The sequence below is a fragment of the Chenggangzhangella methanolivorans genome (genome assembly GCF_042648545.1).
Lineage (GTDB): Bacteria > Pseudomonadota > Alphaproteobacteria > Rhizobiales > Methylopilaceae > Methylopila > Methylopila methanolivorans.
In genome coordinates, this window is the sequence record NZ_JBHRXS010000003.1 from 579,867 (window position 1) to 601,139 (window position 21,273).

A 21,273-nucleotide genomic window follows, 5' to 3' on the forward strand; every position below is an offset into this window, starting at 1 on the left:
ACGGCGAGGATCGCGCGCGAAACCGCAGCCCGTCATCCCGGGCTCGACCCGGGATGACCCCAACGGCTCGCCGTCCATCGCGCAAACAAAAACGGCGCAGCTCGCGCCGCGCCGTTCGAAACACTGGCAGGAAGCAGAAGCTTACTCGGCGGCGGCCGCCGCAGCCTTGCCCTTCGGGGCAGAACCCTTCTGGCTCTTGTCCTGCTTCTCGACGATGCGGGCCGACTTGCCGCGGCGATCGCGCAGGTAATAGAGCTTGGCGCGACGGACCTTGCCGCGGCGCACGACCTTCACGCTGTCGATGAGCGGCGAGAAGAACGGAAACACGCGCTCCACGCCCTCGCCGTAGGAGATCTTGCGGACCGTGAAAGTCTCGTTGAGACCGCCGCCGGACTTGGAGATCACCACGCCCTCATAGGCCTGAACGCGGACGCGCTCGCCTTCCTTGACCTTGACGTTGACCGTCACGGTGTCGCCGGGAGCGAAGTCCGGGATCTCGCGCTTGGAGGTCACGGCCTCCATCTGCTCGCGGTCGAGCTGTTCGATGATGTTCATAGCGTTATGTCTCCGCGTCTCCCGCGAAACGCGGGACGCACGAGAAGTTTCAGGGGAATCTCGTGATCGGCGGGTCTCCTACTCGGTTTCTCGCCGTTTGTCGACGCCTCCTGTAATGGATGCGACATATTTCGCCCAGAGGTCGGGCCTGCGCGCGCGCGTCGCCTGCAGAGAGGCGAGCCTGCGCCAGCGCGCCGTCGCCTTGTGGTCGCCCGAGACGAGCTCCGGCGGCACGCTGCGGCCCTCGAACTCCCGCGGCTTCGTGTAATGCGGGTGCTCGATCAGCGGCGCCTCGAAACTCTCGCTGTCGCCCGACGCCTCGTGGCCCATGACGCCGGGCAGCAGCCGCACGCAGGCGTCGAGCAGCAGCTGCGCCGCCGCCTCCCCGCCCGACAGCACCACGTCGCCGACCGAGACCTCCTCCAGCCCCCTCGCCTCGATCACCCGCTCGTCGACGCCCTCGAAGCGTCCGCAGACGATCACGACGCCCGGGCCGCTCGCGAGTTCGCGGATGCGCGCCTGGGCGAGCGGCGTTCCGCGCGGCGTCATGAGAAGCCGAGGACGGCCGTCGTCGCCGCCTGCATCGAGCGCGGCGGCCAGCACGTCGGCGCGCAGCACCATGCCGGGGCCGCCGCCCGCCGGCGCGTCGTCGACGGTGGCGTGGCGGTCGATCGCGTGCGCGCGGATGTCACGGGCGTCGAGCGACCAGGCGCGGCCGAGCGCCCGGCCGGCGAGCGCGTGGCCGAGGACGCCCGGAAACATCGCCGGGTAGAGTGTGAGGACTGCGGCGCGCCACATGGGTTCGGGGGTCGGCTTTCACGCGAAAGGGAACTTGGCGGGCCTCTATCGCCCGAAGCTTCCGCGTCGTCCACAGCATGGCGGGGCGGCTTTGTCCTCCCTCACGATTTCGACGCTTGTCGCGACGCGCGGGACCGGCTTACTCTCTCCATGTGAGCACGGCAGCAGCGATCGAGATCCGGCCTGCAAGCGCGGCGGACGCCGCATCGATCGCCGACGTTCACGACGCCGCCTGGCGCAACGCCTATCGCGGCCTCATCCCCGGACGAGAGCTCGAGCGTATGATCGAGCGGCGCGGCCCCTCCTGGTGGTCGGGCGCGATCCGCCGCGGCAGCCGGCTCAATCTTTTGATGTTCGGCGGCGAGACGGTCGGCTACGCCTCGTCGGGCCGCAACCGCGCCTCGACGCTCGCGGTCGGCGGCGAAGTCTACGAGCTTTACCTCAAGCCCGAATATCAGGGTCTTGGCCTCGGCCGGCGCCTGTTCAATTCGGCCCGGCAGGACCTTGCGGCCCGCGGCCTCTCGGGCGCCGCCGCCTGGTCGCTCGCCGGCAACGACCCGGCCTGCGGCTTCTACGCCCGCCTCGGCGGCAAGCTCGCGGCCCGCGGCGTGGAGCACTTCGGCGACGTGACGCTCGAGAAGTTCGCCTACGTCTGGCGCTGACCGCGCGTCTCGAACTCGTCCAGTCTGATCCCGTCGCCGTGAGGCGCCCTCGCTTCGCGGTCTGGTCGCTGGCGAGCCGCCATGCTCCGCGCTAGACCTTCGCGCCAACAGCTTTTCGAGGATGCGCCCATGTTCGTCGCGATGAACCGCTTCAAGGTGTTCAAGCCGGAGGCCGAGGCCTTCGAGACCGTCTGGCGCGAGCGCGACCGGCACCTGAACGAGGTCCCGGGCTTCGTGGAGTTCCACCTGCTTAAAGGCCCCCCCGACGACGAGACAGTGCTCTACGCCTCTCACACGATCTGGCGCTCGCGCGGCGACTTCGAGGCCTGGACGAAGTCCGAGGCCTTCCGCAAGGCGCACGCCTCGGCCGGCTCCAACAAGCCGATGTATGCCGGCCACCCGCAGTTCGAAGGTTTCGAGGCGGTGCTGGTCGAGAAGAAGGAGCGCGAGGCGGCCTGAGGACGCTCCCGGACGGTTCGGGCCTGGATCAGCCGCCTGCGCGCTTCGAGACGCCTGCCGAAGGGCAGGCTCCTCGAGCCATGAGGATCGTTGGAGCACGCCAAAACCCAACTGACCGGAACCACAAGCCTTTCTCATGCTGAGGAGCCGTCCGCGAGGACGGCGTCTCGAAGCACGCAGTCGGGTTCAGCCGAGCCTCAGTCGTCCGCGAGCTGAAACCGCTCGAAGCGCCCGAGCTCATCCTCGATCGCCCGCCTCAGCTCGCCGGTCTCCCCGGCGATCCACGTCCATTTCTGGATCAGCAGCTTCTTGGCCTTGCGATCCGTCTTAAGGTCGAGCGCGGCGACGATCCGGTCGCCGGCGAGCACCGGCAGCGCGAAATAGCCCAGCACGCGCTTGTCGGCCGGCGCATAGGCCTCGAAGCGGTGCTCGTAGCCGAACAGCGCCGCGAGGCGCTTGCGCTGGATCACCAGCGGGTCGAAGGGCGACAGGATGTGAACGCGTCCCGGATCGACGTCCGGCGACGGCGCCTCCAGATCCTTGGCGTCCGCCCAGAGCGCCGGCGCCTTCGCGCCCTCCATTTGGATCGGAACGAGCGTCCGGCGCTTCACGCCCGCCTCGATCAGCGGCGCGACGCCGGCCTTGGCCTTGGCGTCGCCGTAGCAGATCGAATCGAGGCTCACGAGGCTCTGGGCGCGCAGACCGCGGGCGAGCAGATACTGCGCCGTCTGCGCGTCGCTCGCCGGCCGCGGGCGGCGCTCCCAGCCGAAATGGCGGGCCGCGATCTCATAGGTCTTCAGCATGCCGTCGCGCCGGCTGATCGCGAGATCGCCGGCGTAGAAGCCGAAGCGCAGCGCGCCCTTGGACGGTTTCCGGCTGCCCCAGGGATGGGTCTTCTCCACCAGCACATCGTCGTCGATGTCGCGGATCGACAGCGCGCCCTCACGGCGGATGCGGGCGAGCAGCGCGGAGTAGGCGCGCGCGTCGGTCTCAGCCGCAAACGCCTTGGCCGGGTTCGCCCGATAGGCCTCCATCGCGCGGATGAAGAAGCGGAAGTCGGCGGTCGGCACATAGGACAGCGCATGCGTCCAATATTCGAACACCGACTTTTCATCCGTCTGCGCGGCCGCAAGGTCCGAGCGCCGGTACGCCGGGATGCGGCTGTAGAGGATGTGGTGGTGGCAGCGCTCGATGACGTTGATCGTGTCGATCTGGACATAGCCGAGATGTTCCACCGCCCGGCGCACGGCCTGCGGTCCCTCGCCGAACGGCGTCGCCTCGTCGAGCCGCTGCGCGCGCAGCCACATCGCGCGGGCGCGCAAGACGTCGATGGTCACGGGCTTGGCCTTCGCCATGGAGAACCTCGCGGGCTGGTTCAGGAGAGGCGTGACGACGCCCGCGGTCTAAGCTAACGCTGCGCCCCGGACAGACGACCCGGAGACCGCCATGATCGAGCCCGCCACCCTTCCCGCCCGCGATGCCATCGGCCGCCGGGTGGCCCGCATGATGCTGGAAGTCGGCGCGATCCATGTGCGGCCCGAAGAGCCGTTCATCTTCACCTCCGGCTGGGCGAGCCCGGTCTACACCGACTGCCGCAAGCTGATCTCCTATCCGCGGCTCCGCCGCCAGCTCATGGACGACGCCGCGGCCACCATCCTGCGCGAGGCCGGCTATGAGAGCCTCGACGCGGTGGCGGGCGGCGAGACCGCGGGCATTCCCTTCGCGGCCTGGATCGCCGACCGGCTGATGCTGCCGATGCTGTATGTGCGCAAGAAGCCCAAGGGGTTCGGGCGCAACGCCCGCATCGAGGGCGCGGTCGAGGACGGCAAGCGCACCATTCTCGTCGAGGATCTCGCGACCGACGGCGGCTCCAAGGTCGCGTTCTGCGAGGCGCTGCGCGAGGCCGGCCAGATCGTCGAGCACGCCTTCGTGGTCTTCCACTACGGCATCTTCCCCGAAAGCCGCGCCACGATGGAGCGGATCGGCGTGAAGCTCACCGAACTCGCGACCTTCTGGGACGTGCTCGCGGTCATGAAGGAGGACGGCAAGGTCGACGCCAGCAAGCTCGCGGACGTCGAGTCGTTCCTGAACAAGCCGGCGGAATGGTCGGCGGCCCATGGCGGCAAGTCGAGTTTTGGAGACAAGTGACGGCGTCGCGCCAATAGGCGCGGCGGCGTCATCCCGGCCAAGCGCAGCGCGAGCCGGGATCGTCGTCCAGATAAGGCGTTCTTCGTTAATGGCGCCGCCGGCCCCCTCCACCGTCCTGCGGACGGTCCCCCTCCCCCGCTAACGCAGGGGAGGATCGGCGCACGAAGCGCCGCGCCTTCTTGATCCTCCTCTGCGAAGCGGAGGAGGGGGACCATCGCGAAAGCGATGGTGGAGGAGGCGCGGCGGCGACGTCTCACTCTCGCGAGCGCTAAGACCGCCCTCTTCCGGAGCACGATCCCGGCTCGCGCTGCGCTTGGCCGGGATGACGCCTCTGCCCTACTCCGCCGCCTCGCGCCGCAGCGGATTCGGCAGCGCCTGCGGGCCTTCGCCGAGCTCCATCTGCTCGAGCCTAAGACCCCGCCGCGAAATCTTGTCGGTCGAGATCGCGATCTGGTCGAGATCGCCCACCACCTGCCCGAAATGGGCCTTCAGCTTCTCCACCCGCTCGCCCACCCGGCGGACGTCGTCGAGCAACCGCCCGACCTCGGCCTGCAGGAGATGCGCCTGCTCGCGCATCGCGGCGTCGCGCGTCAGCCCCTGCACCACCTGAACCGCGAGCATCAGGAGCGACGGCGAGACGATCAGCACCCGGGCGCGATGGGCCCGGGCCACGACATCGTCGAAGCGCTCGGCGAGCTCGGCGTGGATCTGTTCCGACGGCACGAACAGCAGCGCGACGTCCTGGGTCTCGCCCGCCAGAAGATACTTCTGGCTCACGTCCGAGACGTGCTTGCCGAGATCGGCCCGCACCTTCGCTTCCGCCGCCTTCACCGCCTCCGGGTTCTCGGCGACGCGCAGGCGCTCGAAGCCCTCGAGCGGAAACTTGGCGTCGACCGCAAGGCCGCGCGGGTCGCCCGGCAGGCGGATGATCGCGTCCGGCCGCACGCCCGTCGAGAGCTGCGCCTGAAAGGTCACCGCGGACGGGGGAAGCGCGTCCTTGAGGATCGCCTCCATGCGGCCCTGCCCGAAGGCGCCGCGGGCGGGCTTGTTGGCCAAAATGGCTTTCAGGTCCGTGACCTGCCCCGCGAGCGCGCCGATCGAGGCGCCGGCGGCGTCGATCACGGCGAGCCGGGCCTCGAGCTTCTTGAGCTGCTCGGCGGTCGCCTCGCCATTGGCGCTCAGCCCGTCGCCGACCCGCTGGCCGACCGCGTCGAGCCGCTCGGCCACCCCGCGAGCGAGGTCCGACTGGCGCTGGCCGAGCGCGGAGGCGAAGGCCTGCAGCCGTCCCGCGGCTTCCGCCTGAAGCCGTTCGATCGCCGCGAGCCGCTCCTCGGCCTCCCGCGCCTCGCGCCGTCGCGCGGCGCTTGAAGACATCAGCGTCAGCAGCACGAGCAGCAGCGCGCCCACCGCCGAGGCGGCCGCGAAGGCGAGGACCTCGGCGGTCGAAACCGGGTGGCCGGAAAGCGTGAAAAGGACGTCGCTGGTCATGTCGGGGCAAGCATCACAGGGAACAAATTAAGAACATGTTGACGCCCGCGCCGCAAGGCCTTAGTCGCGGGCGTCCTTTCCCATCGAACAGGTCGCGACCTCATGGCCGCCGAAAAACTCGTCTACCTGCCCGACCCGAAGCTGCGCCGCGTCTCCGCGCCGGTCTCGCGCTCGGACGCCGAGCTGAAGGCGCTGGTCCAGACCATGTTCGACACGATGTACGACGCCGCCGGCATCGGGCTCGCGGCGATCCAGATCGGCGTCGAGAAGCGCGTGGTGACGATCGATCTCGCGGGCAAGGACGAGGAGCCGCAGCCGCTGGTGCTGGTCAATCCCGAGATCGTCACCGTGTCGGACGAGCTCTCGGTCTATGACGAGGGCTGCCTGTCGATCCCGGACTATTACGAGGAGGTCGAGCGCCCGGCCAAGGTTCTGGTGCGTTATCTCGACGTCGAGGGCGAGACCCGCGAGCTTGCGGCCGAGGGGCTGATGGCGACCTGCGCGCAGCACGAGATCGACCATCTGAACGGCGTGCTGTTCATCGACCACATCTCGCGCCTGAAGCGCGACCGGGTGGTGAAGAAGTTCGAGAAGGCCCGGGCGATGGGCGAGCTGCCGAGCTTTCCCAAGCGCGGCCGCGGCGGCGAGCCGGACGGCGACGAGGGCTGAGCGGCCATCGAGCGCCCGGCGCGGGAGACGCCGCCGTAGTCCCGGGCTTGACCCGGGACCCAGAACCGAAACGGTCGGCCGGTTTCGGCAAGGCCGGCGTTCATAGATCCCGGCTCTTCGGCCGGGATGACGGCTGAGGTCTCCGCGACTCCAAGGATCAAGCGATGCGCCTCGTCTTCATGGGAACGCCCGACTTCGCGGCCCCCGTCCTCTCCGAACTGGTCGGCCACGGCCATGAGATCGCAGCCGTCTTCACCCGCGCGCCGAAGCCCGCCGGGCGGCGCGGCATGGAGCTGACCAAGACGCCCGTGCACCAGCTCGCCGAAGGCTTCAATTTCCCGGTCTACACGCCGAAGACGTTCCGCGATCCCGAGACCATCGCGGCGTTCCGCGACCTCGAGCCGGAGGCCGCGATCGTGGTCGCCTACGGGCTGATCCTGCCGCCCGAGGCGCTCGCCGTCCCGCCAGCCGGCTGCCTCAACCTCCACGCCTCGCTGCTGCCGCGCTGGCGCGGCGCCGCGCCCATCCAGCGCGCCGTGATGGAGGGCGACGCCGAGACCGGCGTCATGGCGATGCGCATGGAGGAGGGTCTCGACACCGGCCCCGTGGCGATGGCCGAGCGCCTCGCCATCGGCCCGGACGAGACGTCCGGCGAGCTTCACGACCGGCTGAAGACCGTGGGCGCCGACCTGATGGCCCGCGCGGTCGCCGCGCTGGGCAAGGACGCGCTGTCGTTCCGCGAGCAGGCGGCGGACGGCGTCACCTATGCGGCCAAGATCGAGAAGGCCGAGGCGCGGATCGACTGGGCGAGCCCGGGTGCGGAGGTCCATGACCGCATCCGCGGCCTGTCGCCCTTCCCCGGCGCCTGGTTCGATCTTGGCGGAGAGCGCGTGAAGGTCCTGCGCTCGACGCTCGCCGACGGCGCCGGCGCGCCCGGCGAACTGTTGGACGAGCGCCTCACCGTCGCCTGCGGATCGGGCGCGGTGCGGCTTCTCGAGGTCCAGCGCGCCGGCAAGGGGCCGGTCCCGGCGGCGGCCTTCCTCAACGGCGCGCGTCTCGCGCCCGGGACGCTGCTCGGCTGATGCGGACGCCCCAGACCCAAACACGGCGTCTCCGCCCCCTCCCCCTTGTGGGGAGGGTAAGGATGGGGGTGGCCCAGAACAGAGCGACCCCGTCGCGCGCAGAGCGCCGTCGCCCTTTTCGCCTCTTTCGGACCCCCCCCCACCCCCGACCCCTCCCCACAAGGGGGAGTGGGGAAGGAAGGGGCTGATGCCGCGCTACCGGCTCATCATCGAATATGACGGCGGCCCCTTCGTCGGCTGGCAGCGGCAGGCCAACGGCGCGTCGGTGCAAGGCGCGCTCGAAGCCGCCATCGCGGCCTTCGCGCATGAGGCGGTGACCGTGAAGGGCGCCGGCCGCACCGACGCCGGCGTCCACGCCTCGGGCCAGGCGGCGCATGTGGACCTGACGAAACCGATCCGCCCCGACAAGCTGCGCGACGCCGCAAACGCCCATCTGCGCCCCGCGCCGATCGCCGTGCTCGAAGCCGAGGAGGTCGCGGACGATTTCGACGCGCGCTTCTCGGCGATCCGCCGGCACTACGTCTACCGCATCGTCGACCGCCGCCCGCCGCTCGCGCTGATGGCGGGGCGGGCGTGGCGGGTGCCCAAGCGCCTCGACGTCGAGGCGATGGACGCGGCCGGCAAGCGTCTGCTCGGCCGCCACGATTTCACGACCTTCCGCTCCGCCGCCTGCCAGGCGCTGAGCCCGGTGAAGACGCTCGACCGGCTCGACGTCCTGCGCGAGGGCGAGAGCGTGCTGATCTTCACCGACGCGCGCTCGTTCCTGCACAACCAGGTGCGCTCGATAGCGGGCTCGCTCGTCGAGGTCGGGCTCGGCCGCTGGAGCGCGGACGACATGGGCGACGCGCTCGCGCGCGCGGACCGCGCCGCCTGCGGCCCGGTCGCGCCGCCCGACGGCCTCACGCTGGTCCGGGTGGATTATCCGGAGGCGGAGAGCCCGCCCGTCTGACGGGCGCGGCGCGCCTTCAGCGCCTCAGCCGCGCCAGAACCTCGATCTCGATCTTCATCTCGGGCTTCAGCAGGGCGCAGAGAATGGTGGTGTTGGCGGGACGGATCTCGCCGAAGATCTCGCCCGTGACCTTGAAGAGGTCGGCGGCGCCGTCCGCGTCGACGAGATAGTAGCGGGTCTGCACCACGTCCTCGAAGGTCGCGCCGGCTTCTTTGAGCGCCTTCTCGATCGTGGCGAAAGCGTTGCGGGCCTGCGCCTCGACGCCCTCGGGCATCGACATCGAGACATAGTCGTAGCCGGTGGTGCCGGAGACGAAGACGAGGTCGCCGTCGACCACGGCGCGGCTGTAGCCCGCGGACTTCTCGAAGGGCGAGCCGGTGGAGATCAAGCGGCGGGTCATCTTGAGCCTTCTTGCGGAAGAGAGTGGAGAGGTCAGCGTCGGCCTCCTCCACCACCCTGCGGGTGGTCCCCCTCCTCCGCTCACGCAGAGGAGGATCAAGAAAAGGCGAAGCGCGTCGTGCGCGTATCCTCCCCTGCGAAGCGGGGGAGGGGGACCGCTTTAGCGGTGGAGGGGGCCCGCGTTATGGCCGGAACACGATTCCGGATCGGCCCGATGGACCGTCCGGAATGACGTCGCGCGGCTCACGCCCAGGGGCGGTCGGCCGCGAGCTTGTCCTCGAAGGAGGAGATCGTGTCGGCCTTCTGCATGGTGAGGCCGATGTCGTCGAGGCCTTCCAGCAGGCAGCGCTTGCGGAAGGGATCGATGTCGAACCTCACCACGCCGCCGTCCGGGCCGCGGATCTCCTGGGCTTCCAGATCGACGGTGAGGCGCGCGTTCGCGCCGCGCTCGGCGTCGTCCATCAGCTTGGCGTGGTCTTCCGGCGTCACGATCACCGGCAGAATGCCGTTCTTGAAGCAGTTGTTGTAGAAGATGTCCGCGAACGAGGTCGAGATTACGCAGCGGATGCCCTTGTCGAGCAGCGCCCAGGGCGCGTGCTCGCGCGACGAGCCGCAGCCGAAATTGTCGCCCGCCACCAGGATCTGCGCGTCGGCGTAGGCCGGCTTGTTCAGCACGAAGTCCGGGTTCTCGCTGCCGTCGGCGTTGTAGCGAAGCTCGGAGAACAGACCTGCGCCGAGCCCCGTGCGCTTGATCGTCTTGAGATACTGCTTCGGGATGATCATGTCGGTGTCGATGTTGATCAGCGGCAGGGGCGCTGCGACGCCGGTCAGCGTGGTGAAGCTCTGCATTGCTCGTTCTCCTGAAGCCGCACGTCTTGCTACCGCGCGCGTCCGAGGTCAACCTCGCGCCCCGCTCACGACCGCTTCGGACGCCGCGCCGCAGATATGATCTTCTCGATCCACATTCCCAAGACCGCCGGCACCAGCTTCCGCCACGCGCTCGAGGCGCGCTACGGCGACGGGCTCGCTCTCTATTACGGCGTGCTCGACCCGAAGACGACGGACGGCCTGCGCGTGCGGCGCGAGGAGCTCGCCGAGGCCGCCGCGAGGCTGCCCGAGCGCGGTTTCGAGGTGCTGCACGGCCATTTCCACGCCGCCCATGTCGCGCCGCTGGTCGAAAGCCCGTCGCAGGTCTGGACCTGGCTGCGCGACCCCGTCGAGCGGACCTTGTCGCATTATGAATTCTACCGGCAGGAGCCGCTGGAGCTGAAGGCGCTGGCCGACCGGGTGAAGTCCGGCGACGTCGGCCTCGGCGCCTTCGCCCGGACCAAGGAGATCCAGGAGATCCAGAGCCGGTTCCTGAAGGGGCTCGCGCTCTCCGAGCTCGGCTTCGTCGGGATCTCGGAGCATTTCGAGCTCGGGCTCTCGCTGCTCTTCGGCGAGGACGCGCCCCAGCTCAAGCGGCGCTACAACACGACCGACCGGGACGACCCCGTGCCGGACGGAAAGCGCGACAGGATCGCGGCCGCGAACATCCGCGACATGCAACTCTACGCCGAGGCGCTGCGGCTCTTCGTGGCCCGCGTCGCGGCCGGCAAGGCGGCCGCCCCGACGCGTCCGGGCCTCGTCGGCCGCCTGTTGCGGCCGGCCGGCTGAGGCGGCTCAGGCCGACCTGTCGACGCCCGGCGTCGCAGGGGCCGGCTTCGGGCCGCCGCGCGCCACGCCCACCATCGCGGGCCGAAGGATGCGGTCGCCGATCATGTAGCCGTCCTGCATGACCTGGACCACCGTGCCGGTCGGCACGCTTGAGTCCGGCGCCTCGAACACCGCCTCGTGGCGATGCGGATCGAACAGCTGGCCGTGCGGCGCGAGCCGCGTGACGCCGTTCTTCTCGAGCGCCTTCAGAAGCTCGCGCTCGGTGAGCTCGACGCCCTGCAGGAAGGCGGTGAGCGCGGGATCGGCGCCGTCGTCGACGGATTCGTCGTCGGGCTTGCCGGGCGCCGCGGAGTCGATCGCGCGGCGCAGATTGTCGGCGACGGCGAGCAGGTCGCGGGCGAACGCCGTGTTGGCGTAGCGCTTGGCGTCCTGCGTCTCGCGCTCGGTGCGGCGGCGCAGGTTCTCCATCTCGGCGTGGGCGCGCAGCAAACGGTCGCGCAGATCCGCGACCGCGGCTTCGAGCTCGGCGGTCCGGTCCGGCGCGGGGGCCGCGACCTCGGGCTCGACGCCCTGGTCTGCGCGCTGCTCCTCGGTGAGGGCCTCGGCTGCGGTCGCGTCGGTCTCGGCCGTGCGGCTTTCGGTCTTGGGCGTGTTGTCGGCCGACATCGGATCCGGCATGAGCGGCTCTGGTCCATCGCTAAGGGGGCTGGAAACGTGCCGGATATCAGGCGCGGGGGCGCAAAAATCAAGCCGTGACGGACGAGCCGTCACTCGATCCGCACGCTCGACGAGGCGCTCGCGCCGGTCGCGTCCATCACGGTGACGCGGGCGAAGCCGGGACCCGGCGCGCTCCAGAACGCCTCGCGGCGGCGCTCCGGCGGCAGCGGGCGGCCGTCGACGAGCCAGCGGAACGGCGCCACGCCGCCCGCGGCCTTCAGCGACAGGTCGCCGCCCGCAAGCTCCACCCGCGCGCCGTCCGGCGGGAAGGCCACGGCGAGCGGCGCGGCCTCGCGGACGCCCGCCACGGGAAGCGGCGCGCCAGCGGGACGGAAACGCTTCAGCGGTTCGGGAAGATCGGCGAAGGCGAGCAGAGCCGATTGAGGCGCCGGCGGCAGCGGCGCGACGCCCTCGCCGATGCGCGCGAAGGCGTCGAACAGGATCGGGGCCGCGGCGTCGCGGCCGACGAGCCCCGCGCTCGAGGCGCCGTCCGGCCGCCCGGCCCAGACCGCCACCACGCGGCGGCCGTCGAAGCCGACCGCCCAGGCGTCGCGATAGCCGTAGGAGGTGCCGGTCTTGAAGGCGAGCCGCCCGCCGAGCGCGGCCTCGGGCGGCGGGCTCTTCAAGAGCGCCTGCGCGACGGCTGCGGCGGCCACGGGATCGCAGAGCCTGCGGCCGGGAGACGCCGGGTCGGCGAGATCGGCGGGGTCGATCGCGAGCGGAATGGTCGCGCCGCCGCGCGCAAGGCCGGCATAGAGCGTGGCGAGATCGACGAGCCGGATCCCGACGCCGCCGAGCGCGACCGCGAGCCCCGGGGTTTCGCCCGCGGGAAGCGCCAGCGGCCCGCCCGCAGCGCGAAGCCGCGCGGAAAACCGCGCCGGGCCGACCGCGTCGAGCAGCGCGACCGCCGGGATGTTGAGCGAGAGCGCGAGCGCCTGGCTCGCGCTGACGGTGCCGTGGAAGCCCTCGTCGAAATTGCGCGGCGCGTAGTCGCCGAAGCGCGACGGCCGGTCCTCGATCAGCGTCGCGGGGGCCGCGACGCCGTTCTCGAAGGCGAGCGCGTAGATGAAGGGTTTGAGCGCCGAGCCCGGCGAGCGGATGGCGCGGGTCTGGTCGAGCGCGCCGGCGCGGGTGGCGTCGAAATAATCCGCCGAGCCGACCGAGGCCTCGATCGCGCCCGTCCTGTGGTCCACGGCCACGATCGCGACCGAGAGGCCCGGCCCGAGCGAGCGCGCCCGGTCGCGCGCAAGCTCCTCCAGGGCGCGCTGGAGATCGCGCCGGACGGTGAGGCGCGCGACCCCGCCGGCGCCCACGCGCCGCGCCGCGGCCTCCGCCGCGTGGGCCGCAAGGTTCGGGAAGTCGCGCCGGGCGTCGGGGACCGGTTCGTCGCGGGCGTAGGTCGCTTCCGCCGTCGTGATCGCGCCTGCGGCCGCGAGCCTGTCGAGCACGCGATCCCGCGCGCGCTTGGCCGCCGCGGCGTCGCGGTCGGGCCTGCGGGTTTCGGGCGACTGCGGGATCGCGACCAGCAGCGCGGCCTCGGCGATCGAGAGCCGCGCCGGCTCCTTGCCGAAGAAGGCGAGGCTCGCGGCCCGCACGCCCTCGAGATTGCCGCCATAGGGGGCGAGCCGGAAATAAAGGTCGAGCACCCCCTCCTTGCCGACCCGCCGTTCGAGCGCGAGCGCGGCGCCGGCCTCGCGCCACTTGCGGGTCAGCGTCCTCGAGCGATCCGGATTGAGCAGGCGCGCGACCTGCATGGTGAGCGTCGAACCGCCCGACACCACGCCGCCATGGCGCGCCGCCTGAAGCGCCGCGCGAACCGCCGCCACCGGATCGACCCCCGGATGGGCGAAAAACCGTTTGTCCTCATAGGCGGTAAGGAATTTCAGGAAGCGCGGATCGACCTCGCTGCGCGCCACCGCCAGCCGCCACGCCCCGTCGGCCGCCGCGAAGGGGCGCAGAAGCCGCCCGTCGCGGTCGTTGACGAGGGTCGAGAGGAGGCTTGCGCGGCCGGGCTCGGGCGCGGGGTACGAGGCGAGCGAGATCGCGGCCGCGGAGCCGGCGACGAGAGCTGCGACAGCCGCGCAGCCGGCGATGCGGATCAAGAGGCGGGACATCTCAGCCTCCCTCCCCTGGGACAGGGGAGGGTAAGGGTGGGGTGGGGTGGGCCCCAGAATGGAACGGCGCCGCGCTACGCCCAGCCACCCCACCCGTCACGCCGCTTCGCGGCGCGCCTCCCTCCCCTCTGGGAGGGAGGGAGAAAAGCGGTTGATCCGGCCGCCATGGTCTGAAAAGGCGGCGGCGCCGGCCCCCTCCACCGCTTCGCGGTCCCCCTTCCCCGTCCTGCGGACAGGGGAGGATCCGCGCACGAACGCCTGCGCCTCCTTGATCCTCCTCTGCGAAGCGGAGGAGGGGGGCCACCCGAAGGGTGGCGGTGGAGGCCAGCGGCGCCCTTTCCGGAAGACGATCCCGGATCGGCCGACGGGCCGTCCGGGATGACGCGCTGGCCAAGGCCCGGCTCATTTGGCCGCCGTCACCTCGACGACGCCCGCGCCCGTGCGGGCGAAGCGATCGGCGCGGTACATGTCCTCCACCGTCGCCGCCGGCTGGGCGTAGCGCCCGGGCGCGACGGCCCTCACCACATAGGCCGCCGAGTAGGTGGAGGAGGCCTCAGCGCCCCGGTCGAAGGCCGCGATGAAGCGGTCGTCGCGGAACTCGGAATGGACCGCCTCCGGCTCCTCGCCCAACATCGAGAGCGCCGGGAGCTTGGCCGAGCTGACGAGCTCCGGATTGTCGATCTCGAAGCCGGCAGGCAGGCGATCGACGACGAGGACGCGGCCCGGGCGGGGCTCCGGTTCGGTGACGGTCACCACCACCACGAGCCGCGTGTTCTGCGCGACCGAGGACGCGTCGACCTCGACGCCCGCGGTCGTGTAGTAGCGCCGCTCGAGATGGAAGCCGGCCTCGGCCGCAGGCTCGGGCGTCAGCGGCGCTCCGCGGACGGTCACCACGGCCTCGAGCGGCGTCTGTCCGGCGTTCGCCACCGTCACCGGCTTCGCGCCGAGCGCCGCGCCCGAATAGGTCTCGTCGAGCGCGCCCTTCTTCGCCGCCCCGTCGACGGTGAGCGCGAGGTCGGCGCTCTGGCCCTTCAGCGCGCGGGCGGCGAGCAGCAGCCAGGCGTTCTCCTGCGTCGTCAGATACGGCCGGTCGCGCCGCGCCTGCCCGATGCGCCGGAGCGCCGCGGGCGTCACGGCGGCGTCGATCCGGTTCTCGGCGCCGAGCGCCACGATCGCGGCCTGGTCGCGCAGGACCGAGCCGAAATCGGAGCGGGCGGCGTCGTCGGGCGCCGCGATCTCGGCGGCCGCGAAGGCCTTCGAGGCCCGCGCGAAATCGCCGGTCTGGGCGAGCGCCGCCCCGATCTCGGCGCGCGCGAGCGGGCTCGCGAACTCCTCGATCTTGACGTCGGCGAGGTAGCGCAGGTCGCCGAGCAGCGCGCGGCCGTTCTTGGCGAGCACATAGTGGGCGTAGGCGAGGTCGCTCTCGGTCTGGTCCTGACGCAGGCCGATGGCGTTGCGCAGGTTGTCGAGCGCGGAGGCGAAGGCCCGATCGGGCACCGCGAAGCCCGCGCCGCGGGCGCGGCCGAAAACGTCGGCCACGTAAGAATCGAGCCAGAGGTCGCCCCCCTCGGCCGACCAGAGGCCGAAGGAGCCGTTGGAGTCCTGACGCGCGAGGATGCGGGCGATCATCTCGCCGGCCTGTCGCTTCACCTCGTCGGGCGAGACGCCGGCGACCTGCGACGACATGCCGAGCTCCGAGCCGTAGACCAGCGCGAGCAGGCGGCTCGAGAGCTGTTCGGAGCAGGCGTAGGGGTAACCGTCGAGCGCGAGCTTGAAGGTGGCGGCGTCGAGCGCGCCGGGCTTGCCGACCGAAAGCGCGACCGAGCCGGTGCCCGGAACGATGTCGGCCAGCATGTCGCGCGACACGGTCACGCCCGCGCCCTTGGCGAGCGCGATGACGTTTCGGCGCACGACCGGCGAGGTCTGCGGCTTCGTCTCGAGCGCGAGCGCCTGGACGTAGGCGCGCCCGTCCGGCCCCTTCACCGAGACTTCGACGCGGCCGGCGCCCACGCCCTTGGCGGCGAGCGGAACCTCGACGGCGGCGCGCGCCTTCTGGGCGAGCTTCACCGTCTTCGCGCCGCCCTCGATCGCGAGCGGCCCGGAGACCGCGACTTGGACCTGATGGTCGCCGGCCGGGCCCGAGACGTTGTCGAGGTCGAGCCGCAGACGCGAGCGGTCGCCGTCTGCGAGGAAGCGCGGCAGCGCGGCCGTCACGACGACCGGATCGGCGACCACGACGTCCCGAGCCGCGTGGCCGAGCTTCTGGCCCGACCATGCGACGGCCATCAGTTTCACGGTTCCGTTGAAGGCCGGGATCTCGAACGGCGCGGAGACAAGCCCGTCGGGGCCGACCTTCACGATGCCCGAGAACAGCGCGAGCGGGGCCTGGGTCGGGGTGTCCTGCAGGCCGCCCGAGCCCGCGCCGTCGCCGCCCGAGCGGATCTTGCCCTTGGCGGCCGTCATGCCGTCGATGAGCTGGCCGTAGAGGTCGCGGATCTCGGAGGCGAGCTTGCGCTGGCCGAAGACCTCCGTGTCCGGGGCCGGCGGCTTGTAGCCCGTGAGGTTGAGGATGCCGACGTCGACGGCGGCGATCGTCACATAGGCCTGCTCGCCCTGCGCGACGTTCGAGAGTTTCAGGCCGACGTCGAGCGTGCGGCGCGGCTCGATCCGCTCGGGAACGTCGATCGCGACCCCGACGGTCTTTTCAGCCGCGTCGATCTGGGCGTGCGCGACGCCGACCGCGCGGCCGGGCATGCGGCTCGCCTTGGCGTCGAGCGGGCGGTGGACGAACGCCACCACATAGGCGCCCGGCCGCCATGCGTCGGAGACCTTGAAGCTCGCGGTCGCGCCGTCGGCTGCGACGTCGACGATCTTCTGGTCGATCACGCCCGAGGCCACGACGAGCACGGTGGCGCGGCCTGCGAAGCGCGAGCCGAGCCGCACCGTCGCGGTCTCGCCCGGCCGGTAGGTCGGGCGGTCGAGCGCGACGTCGAGCAGGTCCGGCGTGTCGGCGGAAGCGGCTGCGAAATAGCCGGCGTCGAACGCGACGCTGGCGGCCGGCCCCTTGGGATCGGCGCTCGCGACCTCGAGCCGGTAGCGGCCATAGTCGACCTTGGCCTCGACCTTGCCCGGCGCGTCGGCCGCGACGTCCAGCTTGCCGTCGGCGACCCGGCGTGTGCGGGTGACGGTCTCGAAATTCCAGCGCCCGTCGGTCGCGTACCACTGGTAGCTGGTCTCAAGCCGCACGAGCTGCCAGCTTAGGCCTTGCGCGGCGGCGGGCTTGCCGTCCGCGCCCGCGAGCCGAACGTCGAACTTCGCCACCTCGCCGTTTCCGAGCGCGCCCTTGAAAGCGGGGCGAACGCCGATGCGCGCGCCGGTGGCCGCCACGGGAAGCGTCAGAGTGCGCTCGAGCGTGCGGCCGGAGGGTTCGGCGAGACGCAGCGCGACCGTCGCCTCGAGCGGGCGCGTCGCGTCGGGAAGCTCCGGCTGGGCGACGCGGACGTCGGCGTGGCCCTTGGCGTCGGTGCGGCCGAGCCCGTCGAGCGGGGTGCGGACCGGGGCGACAGTCTCGTCCGAGAGGCCGAACTGATAGCCCTCGAAGCCCGCCAGGCCGCCGTCGCGCGCCTTCACCGTGACCTCGCCCTCGATCGCGAGGTCGCCGGCCGGCGCGCCGTAGAGCCAGCGTCCGTCGACCGAGACCGTGGCGCCCGACGCCCCGAGCTCGGCGGCCTTCGAGGCCACCGTCATGTCGAGCTTTTCTGGCACGTAGTCGGCGACGAGGAAGCTGGTCTCGCCGATGGGCTGGCCCTTGGCGTCGGCGAGCGCCTCGACGCGCCACGTGCCGCCCATCGCCTGATCGACCAGCGCCACGTCGAGCGTGCGCCCGCCGCCGCCGGCGTCGACAGTGACGACCCGCCGGTCCTCGACGCCGTCGGGGCGCTTCACCACCAGCGTCAGCGGCAGGCCCTCGACGCCCGCGCCCTTGTCGTCCCGCAAGAGCGCGGTGAGATGCACGGTCTCCTTCGAGCGGTAGACGCCGCGCTCGGCGAAGAGCTGGGCGTCGAGCGGGCCGGGCGCCGCGCGGCCGCCAACGCCGCGGTCGGAGAGGTCGAAGCCGGGCTTGGTGAGGTCGAGGAAGCCGTAGTCGGCGCCCGCGGAGGCCGCGATCATCGCCGGGGCCTGGCCGCCGGTCCCGCGCGCAAGGCCCGGCTCGAAGGTGACGAAACCGTCGGCGTCGGTCGCCTTGGTCGCCAGCACCTCGTTGTTGCGGGCGATGAGCCTGAGCTCGACGCCCTTCAACGGCGCCGCGGAGGCGAGCGAGCGCGCAAACGCCTTGACGCCGTCGGTTCCCGAGACGGCCGTGAGGCCGAGATCCGAGACCACGAACCACTGGGTGGCGCGCGAGTCCCACGGCTCAGCCTCGGTCTCGCCCTTCGGCCGCGCCGACATGACGTAGACGCCGGGCTTCAGGTCCGGCACGGCCTCCTGCACGGGGAAGGCGGTGACGACGTCGGCGTTCTGGCGACGCTCGACCGCGAGTTCGCCGGAAAAGATCATCGCGCCCTGGTCGTCGCGGAGCTTGTCGAGCTCCTCGCCGTCGAGCTGCTTCTGGAAGTCGCCGGAGGTGACCGCCTGGGCGAGGCTGCGGTCGTTGATGCGGTAGACGTCGACGAGCGCGGCGTCGGCGTTGACGGTGACGACCGGCACGCCCTGCTGGCCGGTCGAGGGCAGCACGTAGTTGCGCCCCGTGAACCGCGCCGCGGGCTTGCGGTCGCGGACGTAGATCCGGAAGTCCTTGTTGGCGGGAAGCGTCTCGTCGACGTTCGACGGCAGGCCGGCGCGGATCGTGAGGTCGTAGGTCTCGCCGTGCTTCAGGCCGTCGACGCAGATCTGCTGCGCTTCCGCCGTCACGGCCGGCTGGTCCACGCCCTTCAGCGCGACGAAGGGCGAGAAGTCGACGCGGCCCTTGGCGAGATCTTCCGAGAACTGGACGCAAGCGCGCGGCGCCGCCGCGTCGGCGTCGATCGAATAATCGAGCGCGCGAAAACCGTGCTCGGCCCGCAGCGTCGCGTAGGTCGCGCGGGCGTCGGCGTTGTCGGCGAGCGCAAGGCTCGCCTTCAGCGCGTCGATCGCCGGGCGCCAGTCCTCGCTGGTCGCGAGCGCGTTGGAGAGCACGGCGAGCGCGCGGGCCTTAGTCTTGGCGTCGGGCGAGACCTGATAGGCCTGCCACGCGGCGCCGACCGCTTGGCTCCGAAGGGTTTCCTTCTCCGAATAGTCGTCGGTCTCGACCTTGGTGAGCGCGACCGAGAGGTTGCGCCAGGCCTGCTCGTTCCTCGGATCCTTGCCGGCCGCGAGCGCGAAGGTCACAGAAGCCTCCCGCCAGCTCGAGGAGCGGATTTGGGCGACGCCCTGCTTGACGAGCTCGGCGACCGGCCGCGAGTCCCCGCCGGCCTCCCGCTTCAGCTTGGCCTCGAGCTTGAGGCCGCTCTCGGAGGCCGTCCGATTCTGGAAGCCTGCCGCCGTCTGCGCCGAAAGGCCCGGAGCTGCAAGAAGCGACGCCGCGAGCGCCAACGCTCCGACCGCGTGAGAAAACCGAAGACGCGCCATCGCCATTTCCCCCGCGCCCGATCTGCGCCGGGCGCTCGACGATAGCTCCGCGGCGTCCTGGGCGGAACGAGTTTCTTGCGCGTTCACGGCTTCGCAAGGCCCGCCATGCGAACCTCCCTCGAGGCATGTCTCAACGAGGCGGAAACGGGATGGCGATGACCGAGGCTTCGGCGCGCGCGACGGGCGTCGGCGCACGCCCCGCGCTGTTCGCCGACGCGGGCTGGCCGCTCGTCGTCTTCATCTGGGCGGTCTACGCCGCGGCGACGGCGTTCTCCGCGTTTCCGACCGTCGTCGAGCAGCTCTCGACCGACGACGCCATGCGGCTCGTCGAGGTGCGGGACCTCCTCGCAGGCCAGGGATGGCTCGACCTCGTCCAGCATCGCCTTAACCCGCCGGACGGCGTGACCATGCACTGGTCGCGGGTGATCGACCTGCCGATCGCGGCGCTGCTCGCAGGCTTGCGGCTCGTCGTATCCGAGGATCTCGCGACGCGGCTGACGATCACGATCTGGCCGCTCATCCTGTTTCTGCCGGCGCTGCTCGCCGCGGCCTCGGCCTGCCGGACCCTCGCCGGGCCCGCCGCCGGCGCCATCGGCGCATTCATGATGGTGATGTCGCCGGGCGTCGCCTCGCGCTTCCAGCCCGCCTCGATCGACCATCACGGCGCGCAGATCGCGCTCGCGCTGCTGCTGCTCGCCTGCGCCATGCGGCTCGACAGGTCGGTCCGGGCAGGCGTCGCCGGGGGCCTCGCCGCCGCGCTGATGATGGCGATCGGCATGGAGACCGCTCCCCATGTCGCGGCCGCCGCCGCGCTCGTGGCGCTGCGCTGGGCGGCGTCCGACGACGCCGACGAGCGCGCCGGGCGCGGCGTCGCCGCCTTCGGGCTCAGCTTCGCGGCCGGAACCTTCGGCGTCGCGGTCCTGACGCTCTCTCCCGAAAGCTGGCTCGCGCCGGTCTGCGACGCGCTCGGCGTCGGGCATATCGCTGTCGCCACGCTCGGCGGGCTCGGCCTGGCGGCGGCCGTGCGCTACGCGGGACCGGGCCGGATCGCCCGCTTCGCGGCGCTCGGCCAGGTCGGGGTCGCGGTCGCGGTCGGCCTGCTGATCGCCTCGCCCAACTGCCTCAACTCGCCCTACGGCGCCCTGCCCGAGCAGCTCAAGACCGGCTGGCTCGACAAGGTGCAGGAGGCGCAGAACATCGCCGCCTCCTCGATCGCCGAGCCGACCGCCACCCTCGCCATCGGCCTGCCGCTGTTCGCGCTGGTGGCCGTCGCGATCTGGGCCGTGATCGCGGCCCCGCGCGAGAACCGCTGGCCGGTCGCCATCGCGGCCGCGATGTGCGCGGCCTCGGTCGCCGTCACCTGCTGGCAGATCCGCGGCGCGAGCCTCGCCTTCGCGCTCGGCGGCGTGCTGCTTCCGCTCGCCGTGCTCGCGATCGGCCGGACCGGCGGGCGGCTCAGGACGGTTCTCGCGCTCGTCGCCTTCAGCCCCGCGACGCTTGCGCTCGCAGGGCTCGGCGTCGCCGACATCGCGGGCCTTCCCGCGATCCGCGACGGCGGCGCGATGGGCGGCATGTGCCGGTCCGCCGACTACCGGGCGCTCGCGGCCAAGGCGCCGCAGGGTCTCGCCCTCAACACGATCGACGTGGGCCCGGCGCTTCTCGCCCACACCGGCCTGTCGGTCGTCGGCGCGCCCTATCACCGCAATGTCGACGGGCTGACGGCGGCGCTCGACGCCTTCGGCGGCAGCGAGGAGACCGCCCGCTCGGTCGCCCTGTCGCGCGGCGCCGCCTTTGTGGTGGTCTGCGCGACCGACGGCGGCGTGACCCCTTACGCCGAGGAGAACCCCGGCGGCTTCTCGGCGAAGCTGCTGTCTGGACCCGCGCCCGCCTGGCTCGAGCCGATCGATCTCGGCCCGGACGCCAAGCTCAAGGCGTGGCGAGTCCTCCGCGGGCGCTGAGCGCTCTTCGCC

The 21,273-nt window shown here is 71.6% G+C and carries 17 protein-coding genes; 8 read left to right on the plus strand and 9 right to left on the minus strand.

Features of this window, described 5'->3' with window-relative positions; translation table 11 throughout:
- Positions 1-141: 141 nt before the first annotated feature.
- Complete coding sequence (gene rplS, locus ACFOWB_RS03095) at positions 142-555, minus strand: 50S ribosomal protein L19 (RefSeq protein ID WP_378145624.1); 414 nt, start codon at positions 553-555, stop codon at positions 142-144.
- A 78-nt stretch (positions 556-633) separates the two neighbouring features.
- Positions 634-1,353 carry a tRNA (guanosine(37)-N1)-methyltransferase TrmD gene (trmD, locus tag ACFOWB_RS03100; protein ID WP_261401362.1) on the minus strand — a complete coding sequence of 240 codons (720 nt, stop codon included), beginning with the start codon at positions 1,351-1,353 and terminating at the stop codon, positions 634-636.
- A 152-nt stretch (positions 1,354-1,505) separates the two neighbouring features.
- Between trmD and ACFOWB_RS03105 the strand changes: the two genes are divergently transcribed.
- Both ACFOWB_RS03105 and ACFOWB_RS03110 read left to right on the plus strand, forming a co-directional pair.
- Complete coding sequence (locus ACFOWB_RS03105; protein WP_378145626.1) at positions 1,506-2,015, plus strand: GNAT family N-acetyltransferase; 510 nt, start codon at positions 1,506-1,508, stop codon at positions 2,013-2,015.
- A gap of 129 nt (positions 2,016-2,144) precedes the next feature.
- A complete protein-coding gene (locus ACFOWB_RS03110; RefSeq protein WP_261401361.1) occupies positions 2,145-2,474 on the plus strand; it encodes an antibiotic biosynthesis monooxygenase family protein in 330 nt (109 codons plus the stop codon).
- Positions 2,475-2,671: 197 nt separating this feature from the next.
- Here ACFOWB_RS03110 and ACFOWB_RS03115 read toward each other — a convergent pair whose 3' ends face one another.
- Positions 2,672-3,829, minus strand: a complete 1,158-nt coding sequence (locus ACFOWB_RS03115) for a winged helix-turn-helix domain-containing protein (protein ID WP_261401360.1) — start codon at positions 3,827-3,829, stop codon at positions 2,672-2,674.
- Between the two features lie 91 nt (positions 3,830-3,920).
- Between ACFOWB_RS03115 and ACFOWB_RS03120 the strand changes: the two genes are divergently transcribed.
- Positions 3,921-4,622 (plus strand): orotate phosphoribosyltransferase, encoded by a 702-nt coding sequence (locus ACFOWB_RS03120; RefSeq protein ID WP_378145629.1) that lies wholly within the window; start codon positions 3,921-3,923, stop codon positions 4,620-4,622.
- 336 nt (positions 4,623-4,958) lie between these two features.
- Here the strand turns inward: ACFOWB_RS03120 and ACFOWB_RS03125 are convergent, their stop codons facing one another.
- Positions 4,959-6,110, minus strand: coding sequence for a DNA recombination protein RmuC (locus ACFOWB_RS03125; RefSeq protein ID WP_378145631.1), 1,152 nt, complete (start codon positions 6,108-6,110; stop codon positions 4,959-4,961).
- A 102-nt stretch (positions 6,111-6,212) separates the two neighbouring features.
- Between ACFOWB_RS03125 and def the strand changes: the two genes are divergently transcribed.
- The 3 genes from def (at position 6,213) to truA (ending at position 8,810) form a co-directional block, all read left to right on the plus strand.
- Positions 6,213-6,779: a peptide deformylase gene (gene def, locus ACFOWB_RS03130; protein ID WP_378145633.1), complete on the plus strand. Its 567-nt coding sequence runs from the start codon at positions 6,213-6,215 to the stop codon at positions 6,777-6,779.
- Positions 6,780-6,943: 164 nt separating this feature from the next.
- Positions 6,944-7,861 (plus strand): methionyl-tRNA formyltransferase, encoded by a 918-nt coding sequence (fmt, locus tag ACFOWB_RS03135; RefSeq protein WP_261401358.1) that lies wholly within the window; start codon positions 6,944-6,946, stop codon positions 7,859-7,861.
- Between the two features lie 187 nt (positions 7,862-8,048).
- Positions 8,049-8,810 carry a tRNA pseudouridine(38-40) synthase TruA gene (gene truA, locus ACFOWB_RS03140; RefSeq protein WP_261401357.1) on the plus strand — a complete coding sequence of 254 codons (762 nt, stop codon included), beginning with the start codon at positions 8,049-8,051 and terminating at the stop codon, positions 8,808-8,810.
- 16 nt (positions 8,811-8,826) lie between these two features.
- On the opposite strand, the gene ACFOWB_RS03145 is transcribed toward truA, so the two are convergent.
- Together ACFOWB_RS03145 and leuD are read right to left on the minus strand one after the other, a co-directional pair.
- The gene (locus ACFOWB_RS03145) at positions 8,827-9,210 is read right to left on the minus strand and encodes a RidA family protein (protein ID WP_261401356.1); all 384 of its coding nucleotides are present in this window, start codon (positions 9,208-9,210) and stop codon (positions 8,827-8,829) included.
- A gap of 242 nt (positions 9,211-9,452) precedes the next feature.
- The gene (gene leuD / locus ACFOWB_RS03150; protein ID WP_261401355.1) at positions 9,453-10,058 is read right to left on the minus strand and encodes a 3-isopropylmalate dehydratase small subunit; all 606 of its coding nucleotides are present in this window, start codon (positions 10,056-10,058) and stop codon (positions 9,453-9,455) included.
- Between the two features lie 96 nt (positions 10,059-10,154).
- On the opposite strand from leuD, the gene ACFOWB_RS03155 reads away from it, so the two are divergent.
- Positions 10,155-10,865 carry a hypothetical protein gene (locus ACFOWB_RS03155; protein ID WP_261401354.1) on the plus strand — a complete coding sequence of 237 codons (711 nt, stop codon included), beginning with the start codon at positions 10,155-10,157 and terminating at the stop codon, positions 10,863-10,865.
- Between the two features lie 6 nt (positions 10,866-10,871).
- Here the strand turns inward: ACFOWB_RS03155 and grpE are convergent, their stop codons facing one another.
- The 3 genes from grpE to ACFOWB_RS03170 all read right to left on the minus strand — a co-directional run bounded on the left by grpE (position 10,872) and on the right by ACFOWB_RS03170 (position 19,303).
- Positions 10,872-11,531, minus strand: a complete 660-nt coding sequence (gene grpE, locus ACFOWB_RS03160) for a nucleotide exchange factor GrpE (protein ID WP_378146072.1) — start codon at positions 11,529-11,531, stop codon at positions 10,872-10,874.
- A gap of 101 nt (positions 11,532-11,632) precedes the next feature.
- A complete protein-coding gene (gene pbpC / locus ACFOWB_RS03165) occupies positions 11,633-13,696 on the minus strand; it encodes a penicillin-binding protein 1C (protein WP_378145638.1) in 2,064 nt (687 codons plus the stop codon).
- A gap of 402 nt (positions 13,697-14,098) precedes the next feature.
- Entirely contained in the window at positions 14,099-19,303 is a 5,205-nt protein-coding gene (locus ACFOWB_RS03170; protein ID WP_378145640.1) for an alpha-2-macroglobulin family protein, read from the minus strand.
- A 155-nt stretch (positions 19,304-19,458) separates the two neighbouring features.
- On the opposite strand from ACFOWB_RS03170, the gene ACFOWB_RS03175 reads away from it, so the two are divergent.
- A complete protein-coding gene (locus ACFOWB_RS03175; protein ID WP_378145642.1) occupies positions 19,459-21,261 on the plus strand; it encodes a hypothetical protein in 1,803 nt (600 codons plus the stop codon).
- The last annotated feature ends 12 nt before the right edge of the window (positions 21,262-21,273 follow it).